This is a genomic window from Nocardia sp. NBC_01730 (assembly GCF_035920445.1).
Lineage (GTDB): Bacteria > Actinomycetota > Actinomycetes > Mycobacteriales > Mycobacteriaceae > Nocardia.
The window spans coordinates 6309941-6329643 of sequence record NZ_CP109162.1; the positions used below are offsets into that span (position 1 = coordinate 6309941).

The 19703-nt window shown below is 64.1% G+C and carries 21 protein-coding genes and 1 pseudogene; 14 read left to right on the forward strand and 8 right to left on the reverse strand.

Features of this window, described 5'->3' with window-relative positions:
* Positions 1-17: 17 nt before the first annotated feature.
* A complete protein-coding gene (locus tag OHB12_RS26455) occupies positions 18-374 on the reverse strand; it encodes a hypothetical protein (RefSeq protein WP_327111696.1) in 357 nt (118 codons plus the stop codon).
* Positions 375-836: 462 nt separating this feature from the next.
* On the opposite strand from OHB12_RS26455, the gene OHB12_RS26460 reads away from it, so the two are divergent.
* The 4 genes from OHB12_RS26460 (at position 837) to OHB12_RS26475 (ending at position 5061) form a co-directional block, all read left to right on the forward strand.
* Complete coding sequence (locus OHB12_RS26460; protein ID WP_327111698.1) at positions 837-1241, forward strand: hypothetical protein; 405 nt, start codon at positions 837-839, stop codon at positions 1239-1241.
* A 338-nt stretch (positions 1242-1579) separates the two neighbouring features.
* The gene (locus tag OHB12_RS26465; protein ID WP_327111700.1) at positions 1580-2728 is read left to right on the forward strand and encodes an AraC family transcriptional regulator; all 1149 of its coding nucleotides are present in this window, start codon (positions 1580-1582) and stop codon (positions 2726-2728) included.
* A gap of 129 nt (positions 2729-2857) precedes the next feature.
* Positions 2858-3391, forward strand: coding sequence for a methyltransferase family protein (locus OHB12_RS26470; protein WP_327111702.1), 534 nt, complete (start codon positions 2858-2860; stop codon positions 3389-3391).
* Between the two features lie 290 nt (positions 3392-3681).
* Positions 3682-5061 carry a pentapeptide repeat-containing protein gene (locus OHB12_RS26475; RefSeq protein WP_327111704.1) on the forward strand — a complete coding sequence of 460 codons (1380 nt, stop codon included), beginning with the start codon at positions 3682-3684 and terminating at the stop codon, positions 5059-5061.
* Positions 5062-5291: 230 nt separating this feature from the next.
* On the opposite strand, the pseudogene OHB12_RS26480 reads toward OHB12_RS26475, so the two are convergent.
* Together OHB12_RS26480 and OHB12_RS26485 are read right to left on the reverse strand one after the other, a co-directional pair.
* Positions 5292-5700 (reverse strand): annotated as a pseudogene (locus tag OHB12_RS26480) (arsenate reductase ArsC).
* Between the two features lie 20 nt (positions 5701-5720).
* The gene (locus OHB12_RS26485) at positions 5721-6326 is read right to left on the reverse strand and encodes an aquaporin (RefSeq protein WP_327121492.1); all 606 of its coding nucleotides are present in this window, start codon (positions 6324-6326) and stop codon (positions 5721-5723) included.
* A 102-nt stretch (positions 6327-6428) separates the two neighbouring features.
* Here OHB12_RS26485 and bla point away from each other — a divergent pair, with 102 nt between their 5' ends.
* The gene (bla, locus tag OHB12_RS26490; protein WP_327111706.1) at positions 6429-7319 is read left to right on the forward strand and encodes a class A beta-lactamase; all 891 of its coding nucleotides are present in this window, start codon (positions 6429-6431) and stop codon (positions 7317-7319) included.
* A 543-nt stretch (positions 7320-7862) separates the two neighbouring features.
* Positions 7863-8087 (forward strand): hypothetical protein, encoded by a 225-nt coding sequence (locus OHB12_RS26495; protein WP_327111708.1) that lies wholly within the window; start codon positions 7863-7865, stop codon positions 8085-8087.
* Positions 8088-8268: 181 nt separating this feature from the next.
* Here OHB12_RS26495 and OHB12_RS26500 read toward each other — a convergent pair whose 3' ends face one another.
* The 4 genes from OHB12_RS26500 to OHB12_RS26515 form a co-directional block, all read right to left on the reverse strand.
* The gene (locus OHB12_RS26500; RefSeq protein ID WP_327111710.1) at positions 8269-9399 is read right to left on the reverse strand and encodes a serine hydrolase domain-containing protein; all 1131 of its coding nucleotides are present in this window, start codon (positions 9397-9399) and stop codon (positions 8269-8271) included.
* Between the two features lie 357 nt (positions 9400-9756).
* Entirely contained in the window at positions 9757-10425 is a 669-nt protein-coding gene (locus tag OHB12_RS26505) for a class I SAM-dependent methyltransferase (protein ID WP_327111712.1), read from the reverse strand.
* Positions 10426-10611: 186 nt separating this feature from the next.
* Positions 10612-10818: a DUF397 domain-containing protein gene (locus tag OHB12_RS26510; protein ID WP_327111714.1), complete on the reverse strand. Its 207-nt coding sequence runs from the start codon at positions 10816-10818 to the stop codon at positions 10612-10614.
* On the reverse strand, positions 10808-11695 hold the full coding sequence (locus OHB12_RS26515) for a helix-turn-helix domain-containing protein (protein WP_327111716.1): 888 nt from the start codon (positions 11693-11695) through the stop codon (positions 10808-10810). The genes OHB12_RS26510 and OHB12_RS26515 overlap by 11 nt, the downstream gene beginning before the upstream one ends.
* A 294-nt stretch (positions 11696-11989) precedes the next feature.
* On the opposite strand from OHB12_RS26515, the gene OHB12_RS26520 reads away from it, so the two are divergent.
* The 8 genes from OHB12_RS26520 (at position 11990) to OHB12_RS26555 (ending at position 17865) form a co-directional block, all read left to right on the forward strand.
* Entirely contained in the window at positions 11990-12439 is a 450-nt protein-coding gene (locus tag OHB12_RS26520) for a DNA-directed RNA polymerase subunit beta (RefSeq protein ID WP_327111718.1), read from the forward strand.
* Entirely contained in the window at positions 12432-12707 is a 276-nt protein-coding gene (locus OHB12_RS26525; protein ID WP_327111720.1) for a hypothetical protein, read from the forward strand. Before OHB12_RS26520 ends, OHB12_RS26525 begins: the two co-directional genes overlap by 8 nt.
* Positions 12689-12925, forward strand: a complete 237-nt coding sequence (locus OHB12_RS26530; RefSeq protein ID WP_327111722.1) for a hypothetical protein — start codon at positions 12689-12691, stop codon at positions 12923-12925. The genes OHB12_RS26525 and OHB12_RS26530 overlap by 19 nt, the downstream gene beginning before the upstream one ends.
* Positions 12926-13159: 234 nt before the next feature.
* Positions 13160-13708 carry a DUF3558 domain-containing protein gene (locus OHB12_RS26535; RefSeq protein ID WP_327111724.1) on the forward strand — a complete coding sequence of 183 codons (549 nt, stop codon included), beginning with the start codon at positions 13160-13162 and terminating at the stop codon, positions 13706-13708.
* A 48-nt stretch (positions 13709-13756) separates the two neighbouring features.
* Positions 13757-14161 (forward strand): hypothetical protein, encoded by a 405-nt coding sequence (locus OHB12_RS26540; RefSeq protein ID WP_327111726.1) that lies wholly within the window; start codon positions 13757-13759, stop codon positions 14159-14161.
* Entirely contained in the window at positions 14161-15507 is a 1347-nt protein-coding gene (locus OHB12_RS26545) for a hypothetical protein (RefSeq protein ID WP_327111728.1), read from the forward strand. Before OHB12_RS26540 ends, OHB12_RS26545 begins: the two co-directional genes overlap by 1 nt.
* Positions 15508-15571: 64 nt before the next feature.
* The gene (locus tag OHB12_RS26550; RefSeq protein WP_327111729.1) at positions 15572-16336 is read left to right on the forward strand and encodes an ESX secretion-associated protein EspG; all 765 of its coding nucleotides are present in this window, start codon (positions 15572-15574) and stop codon (positions 16334-16336) included.
* 899 nt (positions 16337-17235) lie between these two features.
* The gene (locus tag OHB12_RS26555; RefSeq protein WP_327111731.1) at positions 17236-17865 is read left to right on the forward strand and encodes a hypothetical protein; all 630 of its coding nucleotides are present in this window, start codon (positions 17236-17238) and stop codon (positions 17863-17865) included.
* A gap of 269 nt (positions 17866-18134) precedes the next feature.
* Here the strand turns inward: OHB12_RS26555 and OHB12_RS26560 are convergent, their stop codons facing one another.
* A complete protein-coding gene (locus tag OHB12_RS26560) occupies positions 18135-19358 on the reverse strand; it encodes an FAD-dependent monooxygenase (RefSeq protein WP_327111733.1) in 1224 nt (407 codons plus the stop codon).
* Between the last annotated feature and the right edge of the window lie 345 nt (positions 19359-19703).

Genomic DNA, 19703 nt, shown 5'->3' on the forward strand with positions numbered 1-19703 from the left:
CGTCGGACGCTACGGCCTTACGCCTCCGGCGCCGTCCGCCGAACCGACGCGCCACCCTCGCTATCGATGTTCTCGATGGCATCTGCGGTCGTGTGTGAGTTGTCGCCCGCATTTCGACGGCCATCCGCGACCGAGGTCCAACCGAGTTCACGAGCACGCCGGTACGGCCGGGCTAAAATCTCCAAAAATGCGTAGGCCGCGTAACCCTTTTCCGCATAGAAGTCGGCCTCATAGTCGGGATCGTTTTTTGCCCGCTCGAGGAAGGTGTGAGCCGTATCATGATTGACGTCGCGCAGTCTGCGCCAATCCTGTGGATCTTGATTGAATGTATTGTCCATATCGACGAACGCTCTCATTTCGACCGGTATTCCCATTCTCACGCTTCTCCCGCCGGGGAGGTTCGCTGCTGGTGTCTGTGCGGGCCGGGGAAACGTGTTCACGGGGTGTTGATAATGCTAGGTGTGTGACGCCGGGGTGGCTATCGAATGGGCGAGACGCCGGTATCGGATAAGCGCAGATCGATGTCTGTCCTGTGCTGATCTGCACGATGCCGAGTCCGGTTCATGGTTGTTATCGGATAAGCGCGGACGCGCTATCGGAAAGGCGCATCTGCGTAGCGCGCGAGCGGTTACACGTTGCATCCTTCTTGTATGAAGGAGTGAGACGGTGACCAGAAGGTGCCTACCGCTGGCCAATCAAACCGTTTCCTGCCTTCGTTTCGGCAGGCGAGACCTAGGACTGAGCGGCACCGCTATAGGTGGTGCACTCGAAAGAAAGGGACAAGTATCAACGGCAAGATAACAGGTGCAACGTGGCCTGGCAAAATTAGAAATGTAATGACAACACTGATACCGGAACCAATCACCTCCAAACCGGTTCGTAAACCCGAAAGCGGGAAAATGATCAACACTGGTGCAATCTTGGCTGGTCTGGCGATCGGCGCCGCTGCCACCTTCGGTATGTCTGCGACCGCGTCCGCCGCGCCGCCGGTGTATGAATTCGAGCAGCGTCAAGCCCAGGTGGACAACGGCAATACGTGGCTGTGGGTCTGGGCCTCGGACGGCACCGACGGCGCTACGGTGTTCTACACCCACGCGGGGGACAACGAAGAGGCTAGGAATCGCCAGAGGATCTCGGTGACGCCCGGGCAGTCGCAGGTCATCACTACCGCCAGGCCCATCGTCAGTATCCGGATCTGTAGCGCTGATTCTGCCCGATGCGGCGCGTCGATCGGTCTGTGAGGGCAAATTCGTCATGTCTGATCGTTTGAATGCCGAAGTCGATGGCGTGCTTACCGTTACCGGTGCCGAGAAGAACGACCCGGCGTTGGAGCACCGGGTGCGGGCCATGTGCACCACCCTGTCGTCGGAAAACCCACGACAGGGTGGCACATGTGCTCCGGAAGAAGCTGATGCCAGCTGGCATGGGGTCGGGGTCGTCGAGTTCGTGATAGCTCGACATCGAGTCGTGGTCGGAATTGATGTGGTTGATTGGGCCGGGAGCGCCAGTGGTGGTGGGCGGTTCCGCCGGTGGTGGCCAAGGGGGACGACATGGTGCGCTGGTCCGATGGCGTGTCGCGGTGGCTGATCTGTTCGACGCCACGGGCTGTTGTTATCGGATAGGCGCGGACCGCGCTATCGGAATGGCGCAGTTGCGTGGCGTGCGAGCGGCTACACGTTGCATCCTTTTCGAATGGGGAGGGCGACGTGAACAGAACGCGCTACCGCTGGCCAACCACAGCGTGCTGCGGACCCGTGATGTGGACGAGGCCCGTGAAGTCATCGGCAGGGTCCTCCGCGCTCCCCATGATGCGAAGATCATCGGTGCGGCAGGCAGGTTCGAGGCCCGCAAGAACGCAGTGTCGCTAGGGCCGGTCGCGCTCGCCGCGCTCGACTACGGGGCTGGCGCGCAGGTGCTGGTTACCCCGCGCCACACCGACAATTTTTACTTGGTCCACATCCCGTTGGCCGGAGCTATTGACACATTCAGCGGCAGGGAGCGGGAGACCGCGACGCGGTGGACGGCAACGATGGCCCAGCCGCATGAGCAGTTCATGCTGGATTGGCCCGCTGACAGTCCGATGCTGTTGGTGTGGTTCGACGCGTCGGGCATGGAGTCGACGCTGCAACGGATGATCGGTCAGGAGATGAAAACCAGGCTGCGGTTCGAGTTGGGTCAAGACCTCACGACCCCCGCGATGCGGGCCTGGTTGGATCAGGTAAGGCTCGCGGTCCGCGAAATCGACCAGGGCCAGCAGGTCGCCACGCACCCCCTGGCAGTGCCCCATCTGCAAGACCTGATGACCACGGGGTTTCTCCTCAGCACGCGTCACTCTTACTCAGAGCAGCTGCACAACGGCAGCGCCACGCCAGCGGGCTCGACAACGGTCAAGCAGGCCGTGGCTTTCATCCATGCACACGCGGCGGAGCATGTGACCGTCACGCAGCTGGCCGCCGAGGCAGGCGTCGGTGTACGGGCCTTGCAGGAAGGATTCCGCAGGCACCTCGATACGACTCCCATGGCCTACCTGCGGCGGGTGCGGCTGGAACACGCCAGGACCGAGTTGGAACAGGCCGACCCACATCAGGCGACCGTGTCCGCGATCGCGCTCAGGTGGGGCTTCACGCACTTCGGCGATTTCGCGGGGACCTACCGAATGGCGTACGGCGAGCGGCCTAGCGAAACTTTGAAGAAACCGCACCAGCGACCACATCCGCCGCCCGCATGACTGTCGGGGATCACCAGCTCACGCCGGCCTGCTTCGCTGCATCACCGGGCACGTCGAGCGGACACGCCCAACCCACTGACCAGCGAGGGAGCGCGGCAAAGTCATGTTCGATGTATTGGAGGTTGCATTATGTCCGTTAGGCGCCAGACTCGGGTAATCCTGGCCCTACCGGGGACGGTCGTCATCGTCATACCGACGGTGATGTCGATCCTCGGCGGAGTTCGACCTGGCTGGAACCTGCCGAGCCCGTTCGATGTGATCTTGGTAGTCGTCGGGATCGGCCTTGCACTGGTCGGAATCGTCACTGTGACCGTGACGATCGGACTGTTCTCTCGGGCTCGCGGCACACTCGCTCCCTGGGACCCGCCCAAGGATCTGGTCATCGGCGGCCCGTACCGATACGTCCGAAACCCCATGATCAGTGGCATTTTCGCGATTCTCGCCGGTGCGGCGGCCGTCCTCGGGTCGTGGTGGATTCTGGGCTGGTTTCTGCTGTTCGTGCTCGCCCAGAACATCTATATCCGACTCGATGAGGAGCCGAAGCTGGTGACCAGGTTCGGCCGGCCCTACGAGGAGTATCGGCGCGCCGTGCCACGCTGGATCCCCCGGCTTCCCGGTGCGCTGGGCGTCGCGATCGACACACGGAATCCGGCACCTCAATGACGACGCATCCGCATGTGACACGGCGCCGCCTGGTCCGCCCGATCCGTGGCGAGTTGGCTGCGATGGTGTTCTTTGACCAGTCGCCTTCGCAAGCATTCGCGCATCCCTGCGACTCGCACCACGCTTTTCGGCTGCTCGCCGATCGGCAAAAGGGCGGCGAATCGCGGGCGTGCCCGGTGTGCCGTGCCACTCGGTCGGTGTCATGCGACGGGTGAAATAGATTGGGGCAGCGCGGCGGCCGTGGGTTGTCCGGTGGGCTCGGACGGATCGTCCGAGCTACCATGCACCTCATGCGATGGGGGTGGTTGGGCGACCGGCTACACCGCGCGGCGCTGTTGCTGTCGGTGCTGACAATCGTGGTGTGCGGGCTCGGGATCGCGGCGCTGACCTGGTGGCTGCTGTGGTCCGTGCTGGGGGCGAAGACCGAGACGCCGAATCAGGTGGAACTCGCCAAGATTGCGCTGTCGGTGGCGGCGGGCGTCGGCGGCGCGGTCGGACTGGTGGTGGCCTATCGTCGGCAGCGCGATCTGGAACGCGGCAGGTTCGCCGACCTGTTCGGGGCGGCGGCGCGGCAGTTGGGTGATACCGACGTGGCTGTGCGGATCGCCGGTGTATACGCGATGGCCGGGGTGGCTGACGAGTTCTCGGCACCAGGTCACCGACAGCAGTGCGTCGATGTGCTGTGCGGCTACATTCGGCTGCCCTATGATCCCGATGCCGGGACGAATCATCTTGTGTCGCGGGCCGAATCGTCGGAAGAGTTCGGAACCAAGGTCGAGCGGGTCTACCAATTCCGCCAGAACGATCATGAGGTGCGCCGGACGATTCTGGAGGTGATCACGGCACGCTTGCGCCGTCCCGCCGAGGTGTCCTGGTCGGACTGCGATTTCGATTTCACCGGAGCGCTGTTCGTCAACGCCTACTTCAAGAACGTCGAATTCGGTGGTCGGCGCACGACGTTCCACAGGGCGCGGTTCGTCGGCGATGGGCACACCACCTTCGAAAACGCTCGCTTCACCGGCGAGCACGTCACTTTCCGGGATGCCACGTTCACCAGCCGCTTCGTCGACTTCGACCGTGCGGAGTTCCGCGGCGACCGCACAACATTCGACGGGATGACCGTCGACTGCCCACACAGCTCATTCACCGACACCCGCTACTCGGGAGGTCGCACCACCTTCCTCGGCGCTCGATTGGTCGGTGCCCGAACATCGTTCCGCGGGGCCACATTCCGTGCCGCGCTCACCACCTTCGAGAATGCGATCTTCGACGGTGAGCACACCTCGTTCCACGGCACCGAGTTCATCAGCCCGCGAATAACCTTCAGCGACGCCAAACTCTACGCCACCACGACCGAATTCGACCGCGCTCGAATCGGCGCGCAGCAACGCTGGCGCGCAACCGGAACCCGCGGATCGGATTTCACGCGTGCCGAATTCCATGGCACGGTGACCTTTGCCGCCACCATATTCGGCGGTCGCACCGTCGACTTCTCCGAAGCCGACTTCTTCGGTGACATCTCCTTCGCCACCACCCGTTTCGCGGCCGGCGAAATCCGCTTCGACAACCCGACGGCATGGGTCGGCACCCACTTCGACTGGGACGACAACCCCGCGCGCAAGCCCGCCAACATCAAACCCGACCCCTGGCCCCCAGCTCCAGTGCGCTGAGGGGATGGAGCCGGGATGCTGCAGGTGGGGATCGGCCCCCACTGCTCACAACAGCCCGCCACCGCAGCCATGACAACTTCGGCGCAGCTCTGCGGTATCGCCGTGCTCGGCACGGCGACCATGGCCATCGCCGGGTTGCGGAACAGCCTCCACCCGCGCAGACGTCCTGTCGCCCGTGGTGTCTCGCGAACGTTGACGAGACACCGCGTCCGGGTGGGGTCGCCCGGTTCCTAGCCGGTGGGCAGGAATTCGGCGACGAGGTTTTCGACGAGTGTGCGGATTTCGTCACGGATCGGTCGCACCGCATCGATTCCTTGTCCGGCGGGGTCGTCGAGTTTTCCAGTCGCGGTAGTCGGTGCCGGGGAAGTAGGGGCAGGCGTCGCCGCAGCCCATGGTGATCACGACGTCGGAGGTTTGCACGGCCTCGGCGGTGAGTACTTTGGGCAGTTCGGTGGACATGTCGATACCGACCTCGGCCATGGCGTCGACGGCGACCGGGTTGATCTGGTCGGCGGGTGTGGATCCGGCGGAGCGGACCTGGATGCGGTCGCCGGCGAGGTGGGTGAGGAACGCTGCGGCCATTTGGGAGCGTCCGGCGTTGTGAAGGCAGACGAACAGCACACTCGGTGCGGAAGCCATGAGCGCGGGCACCTTTCGGGTCATCGGGCGGGATTGTCGGTGGTGTGGGGCACGACGATGTCGTCGGCGACCGCTACCGCGGCAGTGGGGTAGAGCAGCGCGACCAGGCCCAGACCGAGCCCGGCTCCGGCGATCTGGGCGGCGACGAACCCGGGCACCGAGGCGGGGGAGATTCCGGCGAAGGTGTCGGAGAACATGCGCCCGATGGTGACGGCGGGGTTGGCGAAGGAGGTCGAGCTGGTGAACCAGTAGGCCGCGCCGATCCACGCCGCGACCGCGGCCGCCGACAACGCGGCGCGACCGGTGCGGGCCAAGCAGAAGACGACGGTGATCAGTCCCGCGGTGGCTACGCTCGCACCGAGCAGGTGCCCACCGGTGATCCGATGGTGCGTCGCGAGCTGGATCGCGGCCTGGTCGAACATAGCGTTGGCCAAGATGGCCCCGGCGACCGCGCCGACGGTCTGCGCGCCGATATACCCGCCGACGGCGCCGCCGGACAGGCCGGTGCCGTGGCGGCGCCCAGCCAACCAGTCCACCACGGACACGACCGGATTGAAATGTGCGCCGGAGACCGGCCCGAACACCAGGATCAACACCGATACCGCTCCCGCGCAAGCCAGTCCCAGCGCCGATCCGCCACCACGCCGTGATCATCACGATCTACGACTGGACTGGGTGCGACGGCCTGGCAGAGTGATGGGATGACTCACCTGTGGCGTGATTACCGAATGGCTGTGGCAGTCGCTCTCGTGGTGCCGTCGCTCGCGGCGTGTGGCACTGATTCCGATGCGGCTCGCGCGACTTCGACCACCGGTGTGCAGGCGGTGGATGCCGCCGCGGCGCGGGTGGTCGACTTGGAGAAGCAGTACGACGCACAGGTGGGACTGTTCGCTGTCGATACCGGCACCGGCAGGACGCTCGGCAACCGTACCGACGAACGATTCCCCTTGCTATCCACCTTCAAGACGCTTGCGGCTGCCGCTCTGCTGAAGGCGCACCCACTCGACACCGGATACTTCGACCAGGTTATCCGTTTCACCGAGGCGGACCTCGTCGCCAACTCACCAGTCACCAGCACCCGGGTGGCAGACGGCATGACGGTCTCCGAAATCGCCGAGGCCGCGATCACCCGCAGCGACAACACCGCGGGCAACCTTCTGCTCCGCGAACTCGGTGGCCCCCAAAAACTTACGGTCTTCCTGCGCACGCTTGGCGACCAGGTGAGCAGGTTGGACCGCTGGGAGACCGAGCTCAACACCGCCATTCCCGGTGACGAGCGGGACACGACCACCCCCGCCGCGCTCGGGGCCGACTACCGCGCGCTGGTGCTCGGCGATACGCTCGGCGCGCCGGAGCGCGACCGGCTCATCGCCTGGCTGAAAGCGAACACCACGGGAGACAAGCGAATTCGTGCTGCGCTGCCCGCCGGCTGGACCACCGGTGACAAAACCGGCACCGGCGACTACGGAACCGCCAATGACGTCGCCATCACCTGGCCGGACGGCGGGCACGCGCCGATCGTGATCGCCATCCAAACCCGCAAGTCCGCGCCGAACGCGGAGGCGGACAACGCCCTTCTTGCCGACACCGCCAAGGTGGTCGTCGACATCTTGCGCTGATTCAACCAACACAGAAGGCCATGCGCTTCGGTGTCGGTCGTGACTCGAGCTGCGGCGGTGGCTGCACCGAACGAACACGTTGCGCGTCAAGCATTGTGCGTGGAGCTGGGCCGAAATTCGTTGTCGCGCAGGGGTACGCCTCTGTCGCGGAGGGAGGGTGTGGAGACTGGTGGGATGGTGCATAGCCGAGCACGGCAAGGTGCCTCGACTGCTAGGGTCATGTGGCCTGCCGGTGGCACACGTAGGCTGGTACAAGGTCATTCATCGGGAATCTGATAAATCTGTATCGAAAGGTCTCATATGCCCATCGGTTCGTTATCACGTGTCCTGTCTTGCGTTTTGGCCAGTGCAGCACCACTGCTCTTGATCGCACCCGCCGCTCTCGCAGCTCCGGATAGCCCTTACAGCTGCTCGGGCTCATTTCTGTCGAGTGATGGCTCCGCGGAAGTAGAGTCATGTATTTACGCCGAGAATGGGGTACCCAGGGCATTTGGCGGCCTCACCATCAAAGATGGGGCCATCACGCTCGAAACTGATTGCACCATGGTTGTGAAGGTTGTGGATTACAACGCGTATGAGACCGGGGCGAACGAAGAGGTCGCGATCAGTGGCCCATTTCGTTGCATGAACGGGAGGTATCCCTCCCCGCCGTTGACTGTGGACGAGGCACTGGCCAAGCCTGGGCATCGCTATCGCAGCTTCACCGAAATCACCAAAGACGGCCAAGGGATTGCTCGTATCTACAGCCCGGACCTGATTCTGCCGTAGCATCCGGAAACGGCCGGACCTCCTCAGCGCCGTCACGAACCGCGGGACTCGATGCGTTGCCCGACAGTCGAGCCGGCGGGCCCGATGAGTGGTGTCGTGTCCGGTGCCGAGGAGTCGTTTGCTCGGCACAGCATGCATCGTGATGCTACTGGCTGGGTGAGGGAGAGGCAGACTGGGTTGTTCACCCACATAGTGCGTGCGTGAGCAAGTTGCGGACATCCACGGTGGAGGGTGTACCGGTGTAGGAGAAGGTGACCGCGAGCCCGGCCGTGGTGCCACCGGAGATGGCGGAGAAGCCGTGGACACTACCGAGATGGCCGACATATCGTGCGCCGCAAGATAGTTGGGTGTACGCAATGCCGAGCCCGTAGGACATGCCGTCACCGTGGCCCATGTCGATCCCTTCGAGCATCTGCTGCAGTTGGGTCTGCGGCACCACCTGACCGGCCAGCAGCGCGAGGAAGAACCGGTTCAGGTCGGCGCCGGTGCTGACCAGCCCGCCAGCCGCCCACGGCAGCGACGGCTCCACCCGCGTCTCGTCGGTAATCGTGCCGTCGACGGTGGCGTAGCCGGTCGGATGCGGGTCGCGCAGACCGGTTTCGCCGGTGGCCGGCAGGTAGGTGTCCGACAGGGCCAGCGGAGTGAGAATGCGGTCGCGCAGCTCATCGGTGTAGCGATGTCCGGTCACCGCCTCGATCAGCATGCCGGTGACGATGTAGTTGGTGTTGGTGTATTTGAATTGGGTGCCGGGGGCGAACTGCGCGGGATGCCGCAAGGCGACTGCGATCTCCTGTGCTGGGGTGTAGGTGCGGCCTTCCTGTGCCGCCTCGTACTCGTTCGTCTCCGGGGATTCGGTCAGTTCGGGCAGTCCGCTTCGATGGCCAAGGATCTGGCGGACGGTGATGGCGTGCCCGTCCACCCCGTCACCGGTGAGCAGACCGGGCAGATACGTGTCGATCGACTGGTCGAGGTCGATCCGGTGTTCCGCCACCAGCTGCAGCACAATCGCGGCGGTGAAAGCCTTGGTGATGCTACCGACCCGGACATGCTGGGGAGGATCGGTAGGGATCGAGGTCCCTGCGGCGATATCGGCGAGGCCGGAGGTCACGACGGTGGTGGCGCCGTTTTCGGTGAGCGTGGCAATGGCCCCGACAGCACCCGCGCGGACCACCGCGTCGAGGTCGCCTTGCACCCTGTCCACGCGGGCGGGGGCAACTGAAGGTACGGGGGCGGGCTCGACCGAGCTCGTCGTGCAGGCAGACAGGACCATCGCGGCTGTGCAGATCGGGAGAACGAAGGCTCGTATACCCATGATCCGACAATAGGGACTGAACCTCGGCAAACACATCGGATTGCAGTATTGCAGCACATCAGACCGGAGTACCAGGCTCGGATCAGCCTGCGGGTTATCGAGCATCGGAAACTGCTCGCTCATCGGTATTACGGGGCTGTCGAACCGCCACGTCCTCGCCAAACGTTCTGAGATTCCGCCAAGACTTTTGAGACCTCGCAACGCAACACCGGTGAATGCATTCCACTCACCGGCGGTGAAGACCAGGCCGACCCAGCTGGGTTCTTCGAACTGTTTCGCGAACCTTGCGGAGCGAGGGGCGGCTGACCTGCGGCCCGCAAGGCAGGTGCGGACGAAGGACATGCGGATTGTTCGGCCCTAGTTTGCGGAATCGGCGCCACGTCCGGAGGGTGCGTCGTAGACCAGGGTGTATCGCCAGAACAGGCGACGCCGGATTCGGGCGCCCGGCAGTGCCAGCGCGGCAGCGGCCCGGATATCTGCCAGTGTCTCCTCTGGATCGGCGGTGGGTGCCGTCATGTGCTGGGGCGGCACATCAGCGCGGGCTGGGTGCTTGACCAGTCCCATGACAGGGTTGACGAGCATGGCAGTCAAGCCGGTGAGCAGGTCGATGGGTCCGGCCCCGCGGTAGCAGCCGACGACCACCAGTCGCCCGCCCGGGGCGAGACAGTGGCGCAGCTCGCGCAAGGTCGGCATCAAGGGGAGGTGATGCAGGACGGCGACGAGGGTTACAGCATCCCAGCGCCGCTGAGGGTCGCGCCCGGCGAAGTCGGCTTGCGCTATGGTCACCGCAGGGTCGTCGGCGAAGCGCTGCGCCGCCACGCGGACGGTCGCGGAGTCGGGTTCGAGCGCGGTGACGGTAATGGCTCGGCGGCGGAGCCGGGCGATGAGATTGCCTGTGCCGCATCCGACATCAAGGACATGACGAGCCCCCGACGCTGCCACCTGGCCGACGACCCACGGGCCGTAGTGGTCGTTGTGGCTCCACGGATGTCGCTGGTTGAACCGGTTGAGTCGAGACAGCGTCACCACCGCATTCTCCCCGACATGGCCCACGTCCTGAGAACCGGCAAGGTACGTCCGAACTCCGCAACCTATCCCCGAACACCGCAAACCAACTCCGAACAGGACAGTGCATGCCGTCTGCTGATTCAACCAACGCAAAGGCCCTGCACCTCGAAAGCTTGATAAGGGCAGGGCCTTCCGCTATCTCTTTTACTTCTGGTCGAACTCGCCATCGACAACGCCAGTGGTGAAGGCTGCCCATTCGTCGGGGGTGAAGACCAGCGCTGGGCCTGTCGGGTTCTTCGAGTCGCGAACTCCGACCATGTCTTCATCGAGGAAGGCGACTTCAACACACTCTTTCGCGCCCCCGCTGCGGGTGCTCTTGAACCACTGGGCACCGGATAGGTCAACGTTCACGCTCGTACTCCCTTGCTGCTTGCCTCAGCAGGTTCCTGCTGTTCACCTCGTCCAGCGAGGCTCGTTCGATGCGTTCGTACGCCTCTGTATACCGCTGAACGATACCCACCTTTTCGGAGTACATGTCCCCGGCGAACCCTTCGGCGTACACCACTGTCGGCTCCACCGGCTTGCCTTGGCTGTCCAGCCCGAAGTCCAGGATCACGACTGGTCCGATCTGGTCGCCTGTCGGCATCCCGGCATAAAACGGTAGTACCCGGAGGGAGACGTTCGAACGGGTGCTCGCGTCAGCCAAATACCGCAGCTGTGCTGCCATGACGTTAGGACCACCGATCACTCGGCGCAACACGTTTTCATGGAGGATGATGCGCATCGTCGCTGGCTTGATGCTGCGGGTGATCAGCAGTTGCCGCCGTATTCGCGGTTGGACTCGATTGTCGATCTCCGTGTCGGACTCATCTGGGAAGGCGCTGCGGACGAGTACACGCGCGTAATCCTCGGTCTGAAGCAGGCCAGGCGTGAGATCGGGCTGGTATGTGATCAGCTTGCGAGCTGCGGACTCCAAACCCATGTATACGCTGAAGTTCGAGGGGATTACGTCGCCGAACTCGTGCCACCAGGATTTCTCCGCTGCCTGCTGCGCCAGCCCTTTCAGCCCAGCAGCGCGGTCCTCGTTGATGCCGTAGATCTCGATCAGTCCATCGAGATCGCGGAGCCGAATCTTTTGGTTCTGGCCTTTCTCGATCCGTTGCAGGCTGCTCTTGCCCCACTCCATCAGAGCAGCCGCCTCCTCTAACGTCATACCGGCCCCCTCGCGCGCCTCTCGCAAGTATCGACCCAACTGGCGGCGCGGAAGAGTGCTGTCTCCCTCTGGCATTGCGTTCCCCCTTCGGACGGGTGCGTGATTCCGGATCGGGAAAACTCTCGCACGCGGTTCGGTCGCTTCGCTGCGGATTTGGACCAATTTTTCGGGTTCCCGATTCCAACTTCCGATCCGGCCGAAAGTGGAGTGTCCTTGATCTGCGTCCGGTAGGGAGCTCGCCCGATTCCCTTCTCAGCTCGCGTCCCTGGTCCTTGCGGATACGTCTAGGGGCCGGACGTGCATCCTCGAGCCCGCCGACGTGATCAGAGGTCTAACCCGATGGAGCACATACCCTTTGGTGACACACCCATGACCCGGTGCCACTTCTACCGACGCGTGTGCGACCTGCCCGCCGTCATCGAACCACCACACCTGGGCCGCATCATCATGCCCGCCACCCACGTGTGGGCGCTGATGATGCCCGCCCATCTGGGGCAAGCGGTGAAGATTGAAATCCATTCCAGGAACACAGATCTCGGTCCGATCCTGTCACATCCCCGTTCCCGCCGATGGACCTATCTGGTACGGCCCGACCTGCCCGACGAGGACAGGCTTTTCGCAGAACTATTTCGCCTGAACATCTCGGTCGTCCGCGAGGGCGGCACCATCGCGTTGCCGTCCCCTGGCGACCAATGCGCGGAGTTCCGGTGTTGGGTGGAGCCACCACGATGCATATACCGGCCATCGGGACTTGCCGTGATAGACGCGATCCGCGCGTGCATCGATCCGGGACGGTGGCAGGCGGTGACCCGTGGATGACTGCGAGCGGGGGCCGTGGATCCTGTGGTCGCACTGCGGATTCGGGAAGTTCGACCCCCACACCAACGCGTTGGTCGAGGTTGCTTGCCCCTCCCGGTTTTGCGCGGTATGGGTGCGGTTGGTCGACGGCAAACTCGCCGACCACGAGCGAACTGACGGCGGCCCCTGCCCATGGATCGGTGTCCGCGTAGTCGACGACCGCACCGACCCGAGCAAACCGAACGAACTCATCTATACCGAGGCGCTCGAATGGGTCCGCGACCAGTGAAGGGCGCCAACACTTCCCCGCGCCCTGAAGAACCGGACGTGCACCTGAGCGTCTTCCTACACGGCGCACGATTCGACTTCGCCGCTTGTCTGACCGCCGCCTTGCTGTTCATCCAAGATCACCAGACACGTCACCACGCCGACGCCGTCACCGTACTACCCGGCGACACAGCCGAACTACCGCGCCTGCCATGCGAGCGCCTATTCCTCGAACCCTGAACGCGAGACCATACTCGTACCGATCCGAACCGATATCGCGAGCACCCTTCGGCCACGCCGATTCTGCGGTTCTGCCACCAGGTGCGCCTACCAGTGATCGGCGCCAGCTCGGCCTCGACGCGGTCCGCGCCCCTGCCCAACCACAACGCCAATGAAATCGGATGGAACCGGGGCGGGATCTGGCGCGTCATATAGTAGCGACGGGGAATTACTGACGCCGACGCCAGGAGAAGTATGCGCACCGCCGACGTCCTACGCACCGCACTCGGCGGTGTCGCTGTACTGGCACTAGCCACTGGTTGCGGGTCGAACGTGGATGGGGCCGCGCCTACGACCGGTGCGACCGAATCCAGGGGTGACGTCCAAGTCTTCAACCCGTGTAGCCAACTCAGCGACGAGGCGTTGCGCGCAATCGGACTGGACCCGCTCGCCAAGAGCGTCACAACTGATCCACCCCAAGGGCCCTCAGCGTGGCGCATCTGCGGCTGGTACCCACCTGAGCACAAGTACAAAGTCGATGTTATGTCCTCGAGTCATACCCTCGCCGAGACCCGGGCGAACAACAAGATAGCCATCCTCCGGGAGATCACTATCGGCGCCCGCAATGGAGTTGTCAGCCGAGACAAGTCCGACACTCAGGGCGACAGCTGCTATGCGAGTTTCCCGGCGGAGCAGGGCATGTTCGAGATTGCCGTTGGTTGGGAGAGCGAGGCCAGAAAACCCGACCTGTGCGAGTTGGCCGTAAAGCACGCCCAGGCTCTTGAGCCCATCCTGCCGAAGTAGGCGACGCAATTCGGCAGCAATCGTCAGATCTGCGTGAGGGAGGACGTAATGGCGGACAACATGCAGGGCGAGATACGGCGTTGGCAACAGCTGAAGCAGCAGGCTGAATCCGGCGAGTTTCGCATGGAAGAAGGAATCGGCGAGGCATTACGCGCACGCTGCGAAACATTTCTCGGAGAACTCAGATCCATGAAGACCATGGCCCAGCGTCTCGACCGTCTGTCCGGCTACGGCGGCCTCCCATCGGCGCAAACCCTGCAAGCCAAGTTCGAAGGGAAAGCCGCTGGCGGTGATTCACATGATCCGAACGACTCAGCCGTCACCCGAGTGCAGCAACACATCGAGATCGTCACCTTGATGCGTGACACCTACGCTGTCGCGATCGGCAAGCTGAAAGCTACCGACGAAGCCGCAGGAAGCCAGATGGGCAACCTGACCGAGGAAGTGCGCTGATGGTCAACCCACTGGACGTCGCCAAGGCTGTTGTCACTGCGGTCGCCGGCCCCGTACCCGTCGCGATCATCGACGCGCACACCCAGTCGAATCAGAACAACGACCGGGATTCGAATCGCCGCAAAGATGCCGAGGACTATTGGAATGCCGATCGGCAGATCATCGACAACGAGTGGGGTCGGCTCGACCCGCAGTACCATCAACCCGCGCCGAACAAGATCCTTTCCCCCGAAGCGTTCGAAACCTGGTCGCATCAACAGATTTGGGAAGCGCTCAATGGTCATGGTGGGGTCATGGGTGTCGAGCAGTCCGATATCAATGCCGGTGCCGACGGCTGGCGGCGCTTGACCGAACAGGCCGCGAACGCGGTCGATGCGTTCCGGAGGGGCATCGACCAGGACATTTCGACGTTATGGGCCGGTCGCGCCGCGAACGCTGCCATGGAGGCCACCCGCAGCTATTCGGAGGAATTCAAGAAGCTCACGGTGAGCTTCCAAATGGTTTCGAACGGGATCGACCTCATGCAGGGCTATCTCGATCAGGCCAAGCGGTCCGTGCCACCACCGGAGAATGTGGACGGCTTCGGCGAGTTCATGGGGCATATTCCTGGCAATGGCGTGTTGAAGCTGTCCAAGCATCGCGCCAACGAAGCGGCCGCGCACGCGCAGGAGGTAATGACCACGGTCTATCAGCCCGGTGTGCTGAAGGTCGACGGGCGCACCCCGCTGCTACCGGAGCCGTTCAATCCGGTCGACCAGCCTGGCGATCAACCCACGCCGGCGCCCGGCCTGGGCGCCAATGGTCCCAACCCCGGTGCCGTTCCGCCCGGTAACACGCCGAACGCGTCCAGCCCCAACGGCGAGCAATTGGGCGACCCGAACAACAGCGATCCGCAGAACACCAACTCTCAGAACACGGGCCCGCAGAACAACACTCGAGCCGACACCACTCCAGCGAGCACCACGCCGCAGAATGCGTCTCCCACCGCGAACCCGCCGAAGAACTACCTGGAGGACCCGCTCGGCCGCCCCGGAGCGCCGAGCCCTGGTACGCCCGGTACTCCGGTCGTTTCCGGTATGCCGAACAGCACCCCGAGTCCGGGTAAAAGCGTCCCCGGTGGCAAGCCGTCCGGTCAGCCCGGTCCAGGTGCGCCCGGGTCGAGGGCGGGCAACCCGCAGGCCGGTCGCCCCGGCATGCCCGGCATGGGTGTGCCCGCCGGCGCCCGCGGAAAGGGCGACGACGAGCAAGAGCACAAGACCCCGGACTACCTGGTCCAGGACCGCACTACTGAGCTTCTCGGCGTGCAGCCGGGTGTGCTACCGCCGGGCGGGGTCATCGGCGGATGAGCAAGCGAATCATGCCGCAGTGCGCGTCGCGCATGCTGGAACCGAGCGCCCGCGAGGCGCAGGTATGAGGGAAACCCCCTGGCGGCTGGATGGTTTCGCGTTCACTCTCGCGATGTCGGCGATGGGGCGCGACCGCCTGCCATACCCCTTGAGCTACCAGCCGGAGTTCATAGAGCGCCGCGACGATTACGAACGGCTGCGTGCACGCGCGGCGCAGCAATTGCAACCCTTGTTCGACGAACGGTTCCATCGGGCGCTGACCACACTGCTGGAACCGCAGGTGCGGATCGAGGTCCACGGTTTTCACGGTCCTGGGCTGACGCAAGTGGTGCGCGTCCACGCGAGTCTGGCGGGTCGGTTCGCCACGGTGGCTCAGCAACTGCCCGGCCCCGACCGAGAACACGGCCGCGACGTGATCATCACCCAGTGCGGCGCGGGCGAACTTGTCGCAGAGATCGCGGCGATGTTGCCGAATTGTCAAGGTGGAAGCCATTATTCGTTCTCAGCGCGGCGGTCCGACCTGAACCAGCCGGTGTACGCGCGCCACCCGACCAAGCTGTCACCCATCGAGGAACTGCAACAATTCGTCCGGCGCCCGCGCAGCGGCACCGGGGAAATCACCGTCTATCCGGGCGCCGCCTACGATATCCGGCCCACCGATGACGGCCGCCCCTTCATCTGGATGGACTACCCAGGCGACGGGCGCTATCTCCTGTTCAACCACAATCGGGACGACTTCAGTTTCGCCCCGGGTCCGGCCGACGAACTGATGCGACAAATGCAAAACAGGATCGACACCGCCAACCGCGCCCGCACTTCCACGTGGTGATCGCCTACCGGTTCGGCTGACCTTCGCCAACGGCGGCGCGGAAGGCCTTGCACTTCCGCTATGGGCGACGGCAAAGACAACGGTGGCCCAGCGTAATTCGGTGTAAGCGGAACCGGGGCGAGTGTCCGCCTGTGCTGTGGGCGACTGAGCCATGACGACTCTCCGATCGGCGAGGTGTGCGTTCGACTGGAGCAAACCTACGACCGATTGCATAGACCTGGTCGGAGTCGGCCAGGTTTCGGATCACCTACAGCAGGCCCCACCAGTAGAGCAGGCTGGCCAGTATCCAGACCACCACGGTTTCCATCGTCGCTTCCGATCTTCTCGGCGCTCTTGTCTCCATCATCCCGCGAACCGGGGCCGCATGGTGCGACTCGATGGGTTCCTGCCAAAAACGATCCCTCTACCTGCGGATTTGATCTTGCAAGGTGTTCTTAAGTGCGCGCCAAGCCCGCGCCTGCATTGTTCTTTGTGTCAAGACCGGAAACGGGAAAGACAACAAGCCGTCACCGACGGCGGGAACCCGGCGTGGCCTGTCTCGGGGGGTGACAGGTTGCGTCACGGGGGTGCTTGCCGGGCCGGTCCACGAGGGGTGGCCGGCCCGGCACAGCATGGGACGCGAAGCGTGTCACTCGCGCTGGCTCTTCCTGGAGCTGACCGGCAACGAGAGGGTGTTGCCGCTGCCGACGGTAACCAATGGGTGCAGCGACGGTCCTGATGCGGTGGGGACCGGGCTGGTGTGGGGAGTGATCAGCTCGGCCGTTATGCAACACGTTCTAGACAGTTTTGGAATGGTCATTTCTCGGCTGCCTCGCGGAATTGGCGAGGCTTCTCTGCCTGGGGCAGCCGGCCATGGGCACGGTATGGTCCGCAGCGACCGAGGAGGAATGACTGCCGATATGAACTACCAGCACGCCGGGCCGGGTGCCGCCCCGGGCGGCTATCCGCCCCCGCATCCTCACCTGCCTGGTCACGGCCATCCGCCGTCCCAAGCTTCGGCAGGTGGTGGCACCGGAATCGCGGCGGCACTTCTTGCGCTGCTGGGCGGCGGTTGGGAGATATTCGGTCTCGTGTCGATGGGGACGGCCGGATCGGAGACCTTCGACACTCTGGCAGGTCTTGCGCTGGTCAGCGTGGCCGTGGCCGGATTCGTGGCGTTCCTGCTCATTCTGGGCGGCGTCCTGCTGCTGTGTCGATTGACGGTCGGCCGAGTTCTGGTGATCGTCGGCAGTGCGCTGAGTTTGATCAACATGGCAGTCGGGCTCGCGATGGTAGGCCTTTTCGGCTTGCTGCCGATAGCCGTTGGCGTGCTGACGCTGGCGACCCTTGTTCTCGCCGCCATCAGTCCGACCGGCCGGTGGATCGCGGCACGTCGTCAACCAACTCCGCCGTACGGCCACCAGCCCGCACCGCCATTTGGTCAACCCTGGTCCCCGCAGTACGGCCACCAGCCTTACGGATATCCCACCGCTCCACCCCCCGGCCTCCCGGCCCTACCGTACGGCCAGCCGCCATATCCGAACCGCTGACTCGCTGCTCCGAGTGCGTTCGGGGTCGTCGCCGGGCTGGATTCCAGCACGCCGACTAATCGCATCGGCGGCCAAGCCGAGCGCGACCCCCTCAGGCCTATGCCATATCTGTTGGATTCGCGGCGAGTACGGGACCGCGAACTATGCGTCCGCCGTGACAGCTGCCGACGTCGACCGATCACCGAACGATGCAGCGTGCCGCACAATTGAGCGCACCGTTCGACGGTCGAACGTTGACCGGGCCTTGCGGGGACGGCCCGGTCGATGGCCTAGCGGCCGACGTTCAGCGATGAGTAGTCGGGCAGGTCGTAGGACTCGGTCTTGGCGAGCATTTTCATCATGACCGGACGCATCGGCTTCGAGGTCATCAGCTTGCTGACGGTCTGGCCCGCGCGGATGCCGAAGCGGGACCGGGGGGTCATGGCCTTCAGACCGCCCGGCGGCAGCTCCTGCGCCGTCTTGACGAAGGGGCGCAGCACCTCTTCGTAGCGGGCCAGAGCGTGCTTCGGCTCCCCTGCGTGCGTGGCGATCTCACCGGCGAGGACGTACGCGCCGACCAGTGCCATGGCGGTGCCTTGGCCGGTGAGCGGCGAGCCGCAGTAGCCCGCGTCGCCGAGCAGTGTCACCTGGCCCCCGACCCAGGTCGGCATGTCGATCCGGGCCAGCTCGTCGAAGTAGAAGTCCGGTGCGTCGGCCATTGCGGCGATGATGCGTGCCGACTCCCAGCCGCCGCCGGCCAACCGCTCGCGGATCAAGTTCTGCTGAGCCGTGATGTCCCGGCGCAGTGCGGGATCCGCTGGGCATCGCAGCACGACCAGCGCCTTGCAGGTGGCCGGGTCGGCGTCCGGGCGCAGGCCGAGCCCGGTGGCGCCGACCAGTGAGTGCATCGTGAACCAGTGCGGCTCCAGGTCTTTCGGTCGCGCCAGGGTGAAGAAGGACATGTATCCGCCCAGATAGGTGGCGAATCGTTCCTCGGGACCGAACGCCATGCGGCGGGTAGCGGAGTGCAGACCGTCCGCGCCGATCACGATGTCGAACCGCTCGGCGGCGCCGGAGGCGAACGTCACGTCCGCTCCCGCGTCGTCCTGCCGGATCTCGGTGATCCATTCCCCGTAGCGGTAGTCGACGCCGCCCTCGGCGGCGACCAGATCGAGCAGCACCTGGTTGAGATCGCCACGGGTGATCTCGATTTCGGCGACCGTGCCCTTGCCTTGGAAGGTCTCGGCGGACATCCGCAGGATCTCGCGACCCTCGGCATCGACATACCGCATGCCGCGCTCATCCAGCTGATAGTCACGGATCCCCGGCATCAGCCCCATCCGCTCGGCCACTTCGCGGCTCGGACCGCGCAGGTCGACGGCTTGTCCGCCGGGGCGTGGTGCCGCTGCCCGCTCCACGACCGTGACCGGAATATTGGCCCGAAGTAGTTGCAGCGCAACGGCATTACCGCCGATTCCGCCGCCTGCGACAAGAACACGAGGCTGAACGCTCATAGCTGATTCCTCCGACTCACACTTCATCCAAACGTCTTAGACATATGTCTAACACAGGTTGGCACGACTGTCTAGCACAAATGTCCAAACGACGAGTGGCGCATGGTCGCGGCGAAGTCCGCCCTCAGGCCAGTTTCTGTCCTTGATTCCGCCGACTCCCGGAACAGCTCGCAGCTCCGCACTCTTCCCCGTGGGTCAGGGGCTCTGTCACCAAGGTGGCTCACGAGGACCCCACGTTGGTGGCACCGGGTGAACCTCTAGTTGTTGCGGGGTCGGACGTTCGTGACGCTAGCGATGAGGGATTGACGCGTCGGGCGCGTTGATCGCTAACATCCGGCAGCCAAC